Below are 12,074 nucleotides of genomic sequence, written 5' to 3' on the forward strand. Positions count from 1 at the left end.
GTGGGAGGGTGCACGTCCCCTATTTGCAATGCTATCCGCTCCTTAGAATGGGAAGCCATGAGTGCTGGTTTGTTTGGCTTGGCAGGCGGCCTGTCTGTAATATCTGCGACCCGCTTGCAAATATCCGCTCAGTTGCGGTCGACGATGCGGCTTGTCGACCAGACATACGACATACACAGCGATACGTTGCAACGGCCAATTTCCAACGCGAAAACAGCAGTTGAGCAGTTGAGGCTTGCATTGGAAGAACTGCACGTTGTGTTGGTGCGGACTGCGGGAGACGCCGACAAAATCACAAACCAGCAGTTCTATGAAGCAGAATATATTGATCGTTACACAAATGAATGCAGAAAGATAAACCCACTTCTGGCGCACGTCGGTGATATCGTTAGACAGATTGGGCCAAGGGAATTTACTGGTGAAACGGCTGCTGCTCTCCTGCAGGTGCAAGAGAAATGCGCTTTGGCGGTATCCAGTATTGATACATGGGATCTTCGGAGGTCACAGCGGGACAAAACCCATAGTACAACGATCAGCAGCATAACTACTGCAACTAGTCTCTGTATGATTGCGGAGCAGTGCTTGAGTGCTCAACTTCGTCAGATCCGAAGTGACTATTCTGATACCGGTCATCTCATGCGAAAGTTGTTTCGGAGTATGCGATGAGATTCCAGTTGTCTATGATTTGACTGTCTACTTTGGTGATAAGCCCGCGCCAGTTTTGGCACATGCATTTCTTTTTTCCGGCTCGAAAACAGTCTAAACCGCCCTGACATAACGAAGATTAACCAATCGCAAATCAGAGCATCCATGCGCAACACCATCCCGATCTATAAGCTTTACGGCGAACGCGATGCGGCAACGAGCCCCCGCGCACGTGATGGCTATGATCTGGAAAATATCCCCGCATCCGATCCGCAACCGATCACCGAACCGGAATTCTTTCATCTTGAAAGCATCCCGGAACGATCACGCCTGCATGATTTGCACATCAAACCGCACCGCCATACCAACCTGTTTCAGCTGCTGTATATCACCCATGGCACGGCCGAGATCAGCTTTGATGATCAACATCTGACCATGCAGGCAGGCCAGTTGATTACGGTGCCGCCCGGCACCGTACATGGCTTTAAATTCAGTGATGATATTGATGGCTGGGTGATTTCTCTGACCGACTATCACCTGCAGGAAATTCTCAGCCCCGCACCCAAACTCCTCGCCCGGCTTGATCAGGCGATCTGCGTTGATACGCGGTCATCCTCTGGCGATGCCAACAGCCCGACCGATTTCCTGATATCGCAACTGGTCACGGAATATTACAGCCACAATACCGGGCGGTTGTTTGCGCTTCGTCATATTCTGGGATTGCTGTTGCTTGGTATCGGACGCACCGTGCCGCAGGATCATTCGGCACGCCTGTCGCGCCAGGAACAAAAGGCCGAAAAATTCCGCAAGTTTCAGACGCTGGTCGAAACGTTCTATAAGCAGCACAAATCGCTTGATTTCTATGCCCGTGAAATCGGCGTCACCACAACCCAGCTTAACCGCATTGCCAAGGACATTTATGGCATGACCGCAAGCGAGGTGGTGCAAAACCGCCTGATGCTGGAAGCCAAGCGGACCCTGATCTATACCGACATCGCCATTCAACAGATCGGAGATAGTCTGGGCTTTCGCGATGCCGGATATTTTTCGCGCTTCTTTACAAAAAAGGCCGGGGTATCCCCTGCCCGGTTTCGCACCGATAATCGATAGGCTTTAGGCGTTGGGGCTCCTAGCTTCGCAACGTATCAAGTGTTAGCCACATGCGCACCTGATCGACCACCCGGCCAGACCGCGTTTTCCAACCCTTGGCAATGAACTTTTCCTCGCCAAACCCGACCTTGCGATACAGATTAAGCGCATTGTCATTGCCATCCACAACATTCAGCCACAGCTTTTCATAATCAGGCGTTTCGGCAATCTTGGCAGCTAAGCTTGATAATGCCGCCTTGCCAAAGCCCTGCCCGCGTTCAAACACCCCAAACTCATCGACCTTTGGCAGGCTTGTTGCCATCTCGGTCATATAGACATAGGCAACCGCCTTCTGATCAACACGAAACACCCAAAGTGCGGTGTCCTCTGATCCCGCCAGTGCCGCGCTCAGGGCATCATCGGGCACACGCGCAATCGCGTCATAAAACTGCGCATCTTCCATCATGTCGCGAATGCGCAGAAGTTCTTCATCGGTTGGCGTTTGCCAGGTTCCGGTAATCATGGCTGTGGTCCTGATGGGCTGGTGGTGGCGTTACAAGATGGCAGTGGTAAACAGCGAGCTCTGTGCGGTCAAGCACCACGAACCCACCCGCATCCCATCATCTGACGCCGGACAAATTGCCAATAGGACCCAAAGCCGCTAAAACCAGCCGATATCAACCCTGACCAAAGGCCGCACATGCCAAGCCCAACACCGAATGCGCCGCACGCCCGCCCTGCCCCGAATGGCAAAACCGCCATGGTGATCGGTGCCGGTCCGGCTGGCCTGATGGCGGCCGAACGGCTGGCCGGTGATGGCTACGCGGTCACGATCTATGAAGGCATGCCAAGTGCCGGGCGCAAGTTGCTCATGGCCGGGAAATCGGGGCTTAACATCACGCACAGCGAAGATCTTGAAACCTTTCTCACCCGCTATGGCACATCACGCGCACGGCTTGAACCGCATTTGCGCAAATTCGGGCCCGATCAAATCCGCGAATGGTGTGCGGGATTGGGTCTTGAAACCTTTGTCGGCTCGTCAGGCCGGGTGTTCCCGACCGCGATGAAGGCAAGCCCGCTTTTGCGCGCCTGGCTTAGGCGACTTGATGATCTGGGCTGCACCATCCACTATCGCCATTACTGGACCGGCTGGAACGACGCTGATCAGGCGGTTTTCAAAACGCCCGATGGCGAAATCACCGCCACCGCCGACATCACCATTCTGGCCCTTGGCGGCGGCAGTTGGAAACGGCTGGGCTCAGACGGCAAATGGATGGAAATCCTGCTTAACGCCGGGATCAAGTGCAACCCGTTCAAACCGGCCAATTGCGGCTTTGAACTCAATTGGACCGACCATTTGATCGACAAATGCGCTGGCTCTCCGGTTAAGGCCGTGACACTCACCTGTGGCGACCAAACCGTGCGCGGCGAATTCGTCATTTCCAAAACCGGGATCGAAGGCAGCGCGGTCTACGCCATCTCGGCAACGCTGCGTGATCAGTGGCTTGAAACCGGGGTTGGCACCCTCACGCTTGACCTCTGCCCCGACCGCACGCTGGGTGACGTCACCAACCGCCTGTCAAAGCCACGCGGCAAAAACTCACTGGGTAACCATTTACGCAAAACCCTCGGCCTTGATGCCACCAAAACAGCACTGATTTTCGAAGTCACCCCGCGCGAAACCCTGAACGACCCAACCGCCCTCGCCACGGCGATCAAAAACCTGAAACTCCAAATCAAAAAGCCCCGTCCACTGGACGAGGCCATCAGCACCGCAGGCGGTGTCGCATGGGAAGAACTCGACGACACCTTCCAACTAATCAACCGCCCCGGCACCTACTGCCTCGGCGAAATGATTGATTGGGAAGCACCAACGGGTGGGTATTTGTTGAGTGGGTGCCTAATCAAATACTAATTGAATGCCAAATTAATTTGGACGTACTTAACTGCCGTCTTCAGTACTGCCGTTTTCAGTTACCTGTGCTGAGAGGTTTAATTTGCGTACTAAATCTTGTTGGTCTTTCTTTGAAACCAGTTCGCAATTACAAGGATTATCAATTACGCAAATCGTGACATGAGAATTTTTACTATAATTTTTAGCTTGATTCAGCCCGTCTTCAAGAGCTTCAATAGGTGTCGGGAAAGTATTTTTTGTTGATATCCGGTAACTTCCCGGATGATTTGATACAAAGTCAAATACGTCCACTTCACAACTGAAATCTGTTTTATTCGCAACATTTTCCACTAAATGAATTGAAAAAGAACATTTTTTATTCGTTTCAATTCGCACCTCTTGTAAGCGAATCATTTCCGGCTCCAATTTTCACAAATATCATTCCCTACTCTGATTTGGACAGAAAATGACACCATACATGTTAGTTAATTTATGGCGTATATTTTCATCTCATTAGTCGTATTTATACCAAGCTTCATAATCTTTCGAAGTGGTGGATGCACGCCCTCCCTTTCGGGTATTGCAGGATGAACATGTCAACTGAAGGTTTGTCACACAATTTCCGCCTCCTTTTGCTAAAGGGATGATGTGATCAAAATGTAGAGAGTTTTCTTGCGTGACCAACTTTGTTAAATCCGTCTTACACAGAACGCAGCGCCCCTTATCTCTGTGATAAATGGAATTTTGGGCCCACATCGGGATACGAGACCTTTTTAGATGACCTGATCTAGTAAATGCTTCAGGCCTAAATAGCCGAGCGGTATCCGAGACGTACCAAGATACAACGTCCCAGAATGCTGCAAGAGTAGCTCGGTTTGAAAAAAGCACATGAAACACTTGCTTGGTAACATTCTCACAAACGTCATTGATCAAGTTGTCCTGAGACAGTTGCTCAAGATACTCATACCCATATACAAGGCTGCCCCCATGAGGGTCGTTTGATGCTGAGCTCACTTTTATGTCGTTTGCATCAAGCAAATAATCAACCCAGAAGGTTCCGATGGTTTTGCTTTTTTCAGCTTCCTCATAAATAACGCTTGATATTACACTTTCTATGAATATGTGAAAAGGCGTCCATTTTGGAAAGCTGTGAGTAAGACTAATTGATGCCATATCGCCAAAAATGTCTTCTATATTTCTAATATAGCTGGATGGATTTCGTGTGACTGTATCGACGATCTGACAAATGTAGTAAAGATCAGTAGTGGAGACATTCTGTAGCTGTGTCACCAAACCCCACTCCTCCATAGAAAAAAAGGGACAGATTTATTTTCTGCCCAAAACGTCAGGTCACTCTTGCGACCAAGGTTCCAAATCATCCGCATCAACCTTGAAGACAGACGCAATTTTCGTCGCCAGCTTTTTTGACAGCGGACGCGCGTTCCGTTCAACAGCACCGATATAGGTTCCGGTCACCCCCACTTTCGCGCCCAATTCTTCCTGTGTGAGATCATAATACTCGCGATATACGCGCACCGGATTTTCACCGTCACTCAGACGCTTGATCACCGCAGCAGGAAAACGCACACCATCATCGTGCGCCACGGCTTGATCATAGGCCATTCTGTCCAGATCATCTTCTGTCGGCTTGAAGAGTTTTACATATTCATCCCATGGCACGACGGCGAATTCGGGTTTTTCATCTTTGTAAATGATCTGATGAGGCACATTCATCGCCTGTCTCCTAAAGCTTGTCGTAAACGTCACCACGCGGGCCAACTTTCAGCACATCAAGAATGACGCCATCCTCGGTATAGACCACCCGGTATTGCCCAACGCGCAGCCTATGGGCCGAAACACCCCTAAGCGGTTTTATATCGAGATCGGTGCGCAGTGGATTTTGGGCGATCAGGTCGATTTTCTGCAAAATACTGTCACGCGTCTTTTTGGGTATCTTGCGCAATGCTTTGCGCGCATCCCTTGCATAGACGATCTGAAGCATCTCACGCACCTCAAATACAAACTTTTAATAACATAAACACAAACAAACAACAACAAATCTTGTTCGAATGTGGTCGCCGAAAATATATACTATTAGGATAACAATACCGTTCGAAATGCATCTTTTACGACTAAAAGGTCATAAAAGACATGACCAACCAAACCAAAGCCGGCCAAAAGGCACACGCCATCAAAAGATGGGGCAAAATTTGCAATGCAACATCGTCTATGCCTTAATACCCACCTTCAAATTTCAAAAATCCAAGAATAAAAACAGAGAGGTGAGCCATGACGGGTGCCAGTGATGGCAATTCCAGAGGTACGGATATTTCCGATAGCGCATCCGACCTGACGCGGATGACCGATGCAGGACCGGAGGCCCTTGCCGCCTATTACGACAAGTGGGCGGAAAGCTATGATGCGGATTTGCCCAAGATGGGCTATGACGCGCCCAAGCGGGCGGCGGCCATCATGGTTGAGCACGGGGTGCCGTTTGACGCACCCGTTTTGGATGCCGGATGTGGCACCGGGTTGACGGGTTTGGAGCTTTCAAAGGCCGGATATAGCGATATCACCGGCATTGATCTTTCGCTGGAATCCCTGCAGGCGGCCGAGGCCAAGGGCGTTTATCGTCACCTTAAGAAGCGCGACATGAACCAAACGCTGGCCTTTGGCGACAATGGCTTTGCCGCTGTTCAATGTATTGGCACCCTGACCTATGTCCGCGAAATAAAGCAGCTGTTTTCGGAATTTTGCCGGGTTGTGAAGCGCGGCGGGATTGTGTGCTTTACCCAGCGCACCGATCTTTATGACGACGCCTTCATCAAGGCCATTCAGGCCACCATCAAGGCCAAAAAATGGGAGATGATTTCCCATTCCGACCCGATGCCCTATCTGCCCAACCACGAAGATTTCGCCGACAAGAAGCACATTTTCTATGATCTGTACCGGGTGAAATAACCCTGCGATCCGGGCTCTATGCCCACCCGCCTAGTGGCAATGAACCGTGCCCGCCTTGCGATCCATGTGGCAGCACTGACCGGGTGGGGAGCTTTTGCGGCATCCGCCACCATGTTCAATCGCCTGATCCACAGTCACCGGCTGCGCGTTTGTCGGTTCCGGCATAACCGCCAGGCCGAGCGCAAACGGCAAGGCGGCGGCAATCATCAGAACTGTTTTCATCGTTATCCTCCCTGTTTATCCCGTGATGATAACATCCTCACGCGGCAGACATACTAGCTTTAAGGGCAGGTCAAAAAGATAGTTGACATGATCAACCATTTTTATATAGTTGACAGTATCAACCAATTAAGGATCGCGTCTGCCCCCACAAGCGCCCCACGCTTTGCCGACGCGATACCAAGGCGACATGCCGTGCCTGAAATAAAGGCCCCTTCGCGCACACCATTTGATAAAGAGACTGCCCCATGCCGATCCCTCATATCCCCCGACTTAAGATATCACCCGAAGTGCATCCCGATGGGCTGCCGGGACCACGGCGCATTTATGCGGCACTGGCGCTTTTGATCACAATCATGATGGCGGTGCTTGATGGCACGATCATGAATGTCGCCCTGCCCGCCATCGCCCATGATCAGGGCGCAACACCGGCCCACGCGATCTGGGTGATTACGGCGTATCAGTTGGCCATCGTGGTGGCCCTTTTGCCGTTTGCAGCCCTTGGCGAAGCCATCGGGTTTCGCAAGGTTTACCTGAGTGGGGTTGCCCTGTTCGGGGTGGCATCCGCCCTGTGTGCGATGGCCCCGACGATCGAGCTTCTGACGGCAGCGCGCGTATTGCAGGGCCTTGGGGCGGCTGCGATCATGAGCATCAATGCCGCCATCATGCGCCATGTTTTCCCGCATGCGAAACTCGGTCAGGCGATTGGCTGGATCGCGATGACGGTGTCGGTTTCGGCCGCCGCCGGGCCCAGCATTGCCTCGGCCATCATGGCGGTTGCCAGCTGGCACTGGCTGTTCTTGATCAATCTGCCGATGTCGGTTCTGGCGGTTGTGATTGGCTATTTCAGCCTGCCGTTCAATACGCCAAGCCGCGCACGGTTTGATTTCATCAGTGCGTTTTTAAATGTCCTGACCTTTGGCGGGCTTGTCGCGGCGCTTGGCAATATGGGCATCGAAAGCAACCCGATCCTGATCGGCGTACAATTTGCAGTATCGTTTGTTGCCGGTGTCTTTCTGGTGCATCGCCAATTGTCACGCACCCGCCCGATGCTGCCGCTTGATCTGTTGAAAATTCCGGTCTTTGCCTGCTCCATCGGGTCATCAATCACCGGTTTTTGTGCTCAGATGATTGCGTTCGTCACCCTGCCGTTCTATTTCCACGATGTGTTGGGACAAAGTGCCACCATGACAGGTCTTTTGATGACGCCATGGCCGGTGGCGACCGCGATCATTGCCCCGATTGCCGGACGGTTGGCCGACAGGTTTTCGCCGATCCGTCTGACCGGGATTGGCATGGCGGTCTTTGCCATCGGGCTGTATGGCACGACGCTGGCGGCCGATGCCGGTGGGCTGGCGCCGATCATTGCCGCCCTTGCGCTTTGTGGTGCGGGATTTGGACTGTTTCAGGCACCCAATAACCGCCTGATGCTGACCAGTGCGCCGCGTGAACGTTCTGGCGGGGCAAGCGGGCTTTTGTCGACTGCGCGCCTGACTGGCCAGTCGGTTGGTGCGGCGCTTGCCGCCATTCTGATTGGTACCGGTGGTGGCTTTGACCTTGCGACCATCATGGTGGTCGCCAGTGGCTCGGCCGTTACTTCCGCCATCATATGCGAAGGACGCCGCCATGCCCTTCGTTCCGGCTTGATTGCCAGCCCGGCTGGCCTGTGAGGAAGAAACGATTGTCATGACCGAAGAAGATCAGGTCCACGTCCCGGGTGAAACCCTGCATCGGTTGGTGCATGCCTATAAACGCAGACTGATGCATGCGATGCAGGCAGCCGACATGCCGATGCCGATTTCGCACAAGCGGGTGATGAAATGGATTGTCAAAATCCCCGGCATCACCGCCCAGCAAATGGCCGAAAAATCCGGTCAGGACAAAGGCCGGATCACGCGGCTTTTGAAAGAACTTGAAAATGACGGGCTGATTGAACGCCGCCCGCACCCCGAAGATCGACGGAGCCAAACACTGCATTTGACGGCCGCCGGCAGCGCAAAAATGGAAGATTTCCGCGCTGTTGAAAAAGAAGTCAGATCCCGAATGACCAGCGGCCTTACGCCACAACAGATCCATGATTTTGTCGAGATCGCCAATCTGATGTCCGACAATCTGGAAACCCACAAATGCAAGAAACTGGACTTTGCGGCCGATGGCCCAAAGGACCAAGGAGTGAAGAAATGAGTAAACCTTCCACACGCGATCTGACCGTGATCAGAAAGGGATACGTCACCCCCAATATGCTACGCGTTACCCTTGGCGGTGACGGCATGAAGGACTTCCCAGACGATCAGGAAAGCGCCTATGTCAAACTGATGTTCCCGATTGAAGGCGACGACAAGGGCCGCGTTTTGCGCCGGACATACACCGTGCGGCATGACCGCGTGACCGATCAGGGCCGCGAGATCGATATTGATTTCGTCATGCATGGTGCTGGCAATGGTGATGATGGTGTGGATGATCATGACCATGGCGGCCCCGCCTCAAACTGGGCGGTCAATTGCAAGCCCGGTGATGTGATCACCATCGGGGGCCCCGGCCCGAAAAAGCTTGTTGATCCGACCGCCGACTGGTTCCTGATTGTTGGCGATATGACGGCACTTCCGGCCGTATCGGTCAATCTGGAAACCCTGCCGGGTGACGCACGCGGCTATGCCGTGATCGAAGTCCGGTCAGAAGCCGACATGCAGGATTTGAAAAAGCCCGACAACATCACAATCGAATGGGTGATCAATCCGCGTCCGGGCGCACAGAACACGGTCCTGAGTGATGTGGTCAAACGCATCCCCTGGCACGCAGACGGTCGGCTTTCAGTCTGGGCGGCGTGCGAATTCACCTCCATGCGGGAACTGCGCAGCTACTTCCGCGAGGAACGCGGCCTTGGCAAGGATGATCTTTATATCTCAAGCTATTGGAAGCTTGGCATGAATGAAGACACCCACAAGGTCATCAAGTCCGAGGACGCCAAAACGGCGGCCTGATCGGCACACACCACAATCGAACAAACAATTCGGGCCCCTTTGCGGGGCCCGTTTTCCGTTTGGCGATTGACTGAGCGGATCAGGCATATTGCGCATGCAGGCGCGCCATGCGTCTGCGCGCGAAAAAGCCTGCATGCTGGGTTGTCTGAACCATTTCGGGGTGCAACTGCCCATCCTCGTCACAGACAAAGGCCCGGCTGGCACCGATCACGCCCTTTTCCGAGCTATAGACCGCAATGACCATGATTTCGATCCGGCACTTGCCTTCGCCCATTGCGGTATCGGCATCATTACCTGTGTCCTTATCGCTGGCGCGGGCCTGATGACTGATCCGCCGCATCAGGTTTTGCAGCGCGCCCAGTTCGATGCATCTGCCGGATTCAAGCGGGCCTTGCACTGTCAGTTCCTCAAGACGGGCGGCGTGGGCCGATTTGCTGCCCTGATCGGTCTGGAAATCCACTTCCGGATCGCTGTCTGTGACCTGCTCACACACCTGATGCGTCTCATCGCCAATGCAGACAAGCACCTTGTCAATATGGATGGCTTCCTGGCTCATATTGCTGATCAGAAAGCGCGCCTTGTCCGAATTGCCAAGCATCTGGTTGATGACAATTTTCGGACGTCTGACGCGGCGATAGCTTTGAAACAGCAATTGCGCGTAAAAAATCCACACCATCAATGTTGCGATGCTAACCCCAACCTGAAGCAAGGTCGCGTGTTGTTCAATCCATGAACCCATCGGGTCCCCCTGAAATCAAAATCGACTTGGTGGCCGAATTCAACTTTGATCCGGCACCATCCACGCAACGTGCCGCCAGCGGTTTTGTTTCAGGGGAATGCAAAACACCCCGGCCAAAGACCGGGGTGCCAGAGATGCGTTTTTGATGGATGCCGGATCAGGCAGCGACACTGCCATGCGGGTCGATGACGAATTTCTTCGCCGCCCCGCCGTCAAAGTCGGCATAGCCTTTTGGTGCCTGATCAAGATTGATCATCTGCACATTGACCGCCTTGGCGACGTCGATCTTTTCAAACAGGATCGCCTGCATCAGGTTGCGGTGATACTTCATCACCGGGCACTGACCGGTATGGAAGGAATGGGATTTTGCCCAGCCCAGACCAAACCGCATGCTAAGTGCACCCACCTTGGCGGCATCATCGACCGCACCGGGATCCTCGGTGACATAAAGGCCCGGAATGCCGATCGAACCACCGGCACGGGTAACCTGCATGGCAGAGTTCAGAACGGTTGCCGGGGCTTCGTGATTGTGGTTGCAGCCACAGCCATGGGCTTCAAAGCCCACGCAATCGACAAAGCAATCCACTTCGCGATCATTCAGGATCGCTTCAAGCTGGTCTTCCATCGGCATGTCTTTTTTAAGATCGATGGTTTCACACCCAAAGCTGCGTGCCTGTGCCAGGCGATCATCGATCATGTCACCGACAATCACGCAAGCCGCCCCCAGAAGGTGGGCCGACGCCGCCGCAGCAAGGCCGACCGGACCGGCACCGGCGATATAAACCGTGCTGCCCGGACCGACACCCGCCGTGACACAGCCATGGAAGCCGGTCGGGAAGATGTCAGACAGAAGCGTCAGGTCGCGGATCTTCTCCATCGCCTGATCTGAATCCGGGAATTTCAAAAGGTTGAAGTCGGCATAGGGCACCATGACATATTCGGCCTGCCCGCCGACCCAGCCGCCCATATCGACATAGCCATAAGCAGCACCCGGACGCGCCGGGTTTACATTCAGGCAAATGCCCGTCAGGCCGGATTTGCAATTGCGGCAACGACCACAGGCAATGTTGAACGGCACGGAACACACATCACCGACCTTAAGGAATTCGACATCCCGGCCGGTTTCGACAATCACGCCGGTGATTTCATGGCCAAGAACCAGCCCCTCGGGAGCGGTTGTGCGGCCACGCACCATGTGCTGGTCACTGCCACAGATATTGGTGGTGATAACTTTCAGAATGACGCCATGGTGGCATTTGCGATTGCCCAGCGCCAATTCCGGAAACGCGATGTTTTCAATTGCGACTTTTCCCGGACCTTTGAATACAACGCCACGATTTGATGGACTGCTCATATTCTGCTTCCTCTTCCCTGATATGGTTTGTCAGGATTGTTGTTGATGTCCGGGTCCATGCGATCTTGCGCCGCACCCCTGCCCGAACCGAACCCACCGCGCGTTTTTTGATATTCGCAGTGCAACCAAAACGGTAGGCCCGCGTTCGCGCGACTGTCAAACGAACTGGGCTGCGTCCCCTAAACTTCCTCT

At 53.4% G+C, this 12,074-nt stretch carries 15 protein-coding genes; 7 read left to right on the forward strand and 8 right to left on the reverse strand.

Features of this window, described 5'->3' with window-relative positions; translation table 11 throughout:
* The first annotated feature begins 57 nt into the window (after positions 1–57).
* Both TH4_RS16985 and TH4_RS16990 read left to right on the forward strand, forming a co-directional pair.
* The gene (locus tag TH4_RS16985) at positions 58–666 is read left to right on the forward strand and encodes a hypothetical protein (protein ID WP_157097780.1); all 609 of its coding nucleotides are present in this window, start codon (positions 58–60) and stop codon (positions 664–666) included.
* Positions 667–810: 144 nt separating this feature from the next.
* Positions 811–1,755, forward strand: coding sequence for a helix-turn-helix domain-containing protein (locus TH4_RS16990; protein WP_064782048.1), 945 nt, complete (start codon positions 811–813; stop codon positions 1,753–1,755).
* Positions 1,756–1,774: 19 nt separating this feature from the next.
* Here the strand turns inward: TH4_RS16990 and TH4_RS16995 are convergent, their stop codons facing one another.
* Positions 1,775–2,257 carry a GNAT family N-acetyltransferase gene (locus TH4_RS16995; RefSeq protein WP_064782049.1) on the reverse strand — a complete coding sequence of 161 codons (483 nt, stop codon included), beginning with the start codon at positions 2,255–2,257 and terminating at the stop codon, positions 1,775–1,777.
* A gap of 177 nt (positions 2,258–2,434) precedes the next feature.
* Between TH4_RS16995 and TH4_RS17000 the strand changes: the two genes are divergently transcribed.
* The gene (locus TH4_RS17000; RefSeq protein ID WP_083997163.1) at positions 2,435–3,649 is read left to right on the forward strand and encodes a TIGR03862 family flavoprotein; all 1,215 of its coding nucleotides are present in this window, start codon (positions 2,435–2,437) and stop codon (positions 3,647–3,649) included.
* A 27-nt stretch (positions 3,650–3,676) separates the two neighbouring features.
* On the opposite strand, the gene TH4_RS20705 is transcribed toward TH4_RS17000, so the two are convergent.
* The 4 genes from TH4_RS20705 to TH4_RS17015 all read right to left on the reverse strand — a co-directional run bounded on the left by TH4_RS20705 (position 3,677) and on the right by TH4_RS17015 (position 5,630).
* Positions 3,677–4,042 carry a hypothetical protein gene (locus TH4_RS20705; RefSeq protein ID WP_157097781.1) on the reverse strand — a complete coding sequence of 122 codons (366 nt, stop codon included), beginning with the start codon at positions 4,040–4,042 and terminating at the stop codon, positions 3,677–3,679.
* A 99-nt stretch (positions 4,043–4,141) separates the two neighbouring features.
* Positions 4,142–4,918, reverse strand: a complete 777-nt coding sequence (locus TH4_RS17005; RefSeq protein ID WP_167351231.1) for an HNH endonuclease — start codon at positions 4,916–4,918, stop codon at positions 4,142–4,144.
* Positions 4,919–4,978: 60 nt separating this feature from the next.
* The gene (locus TH4_RS17010; RefSeq protein WP_064782051.1) at positions 4,979–5,362 is read right to left on the reverse strand and encodes a helix-turn-helix transcriptional regulator; all 384 of its coding nucleotides are present in this window, start codon (positions 5,360–5,362) and stop codon (positions 4,979–4,981) included.
* A 10-nt stretch (positions 5,363–5,372) separates the two neighbouring features.
* A complete protein-coding gene (locus TH4_RS17015; protein ID WP_064782052.1) occupies positions 5,373–5,630 on the reverse strand; it encodes a type II toxin-antitoxin system RelE family toxin in 258 nt (85 codons plus the stop codon).
* Positions 5,631–5,917: 287 nt separating this feature from the next.
* On the opposite strand from TH4_RS17015, the gene TH4_RS17020 reads away from it, so the two are divergent.
* Positions 5,918–6,589, forward strand: coding sequence for a class I SAM-dependent DNA methyltransferase (locus tag TH4_RS17020; protein ID WP_064782053.1), 672 nt, complete (start codon positions 5,918–5,920; stop codon positions 6,587–6,589).
* Between the two features lie 30 nt (positions 6,590–6,619).
* On the opposite strand, the gene TH4_RS17025 is transcribed toward TH4_RS17020, so the two are convergent.
* Entirely contained in the window at positions 6,620–6,811 is a 192-nt protein-coding gene (locus tag TH4_RS17025) for a hypothetical protein (RefSeq protein ID WP_064782054.1), read from the reverse strand.
* Between the two features lie 245 nt (positions 6,812–7,056).
* Between TH4_RS17025 and TH4_RS17030 the strand changes: the two genes are divergently transcribed.
* The 3 genes from TH4_RS17030 to TH4_RS17040 are packed head-to-tail and all read left to right on the forward strand — an operon-like array spanning position 7,057 to position 9,789.
* A complete protein-coding gene (locus tag TH4_RS17030) occupies positions 7,057–8,478 on the forward strand; it encodes an MFS transporter (protein WP_064782055.1) in 1,422 nt (473 codons plus the stop codon).
* A 16-nt stretch (positions 8,479–8,494) separates the two neighbouring features.
* Complete coding sequence (locus TH4_RS17035) at positions 8,495–8,992, forward strand: MarR family winged helix-turn-helix transcriptional regulator (protein ID WP_064782056.1); 498 nt, start codon at positions 8,495–8,497, stop codon at positions 8,990–8,992.
* A complete protein-coding gene (locus tag TH4_RS17040; RefSeq protein ID WP_064782057.1) occupies positions 8,989–9,789 on the forward strand; it encodes a siderophore-interacting protein in 801 nt (266 codons plus the stop codon). Before TH4_RS17035 ends, TH4_RS17040 begins: the two co-directional genes overlap by 4 nt.
* Before the next feature lie 79 nt (positions 9,790–9,868).
* Here the strand turns inward: TH4_RS17040 and TH4_RS17045 are convergent, their stop codons facing one another.
* Complete coding sequence (locus TH4_RS17045) at positions 9,869–10,528, reverse strand: hypothetical protein (protein WP_064782058.1); 660 nt, start codon at positions 10,526–10,528, stop codon at positions 9,869–9,871.
* A gap of 157 nt (positions 10,529–10,685) precedes the next feature.
* Positions 10,686–11,882, reverse strand: coding sequence for a formaldehyde dehydrogenase, glutathione-independent (fdhA, locus tag TH4_RS17050; protein WP_064782059.1), 1,197 nt, complete (start codon positions 11,880–11,882; stop codon positions 10,686–10,688).
* Positions 11,883–12,074: the final 192 nt, after the last annotated feature.

The sequence above is a fragment of the Thalassospira tepidiphila MCCC 1A03514 genome, from assembly GCF_001662875.1.
Classification (GTDB): domain Bacteria; phylum Pseudomonadota; class Alphaproteobacteria; order Rhodospirillales; family Thalassospiraceae; genus Thalassospira; species Thalassospira tepidiphila.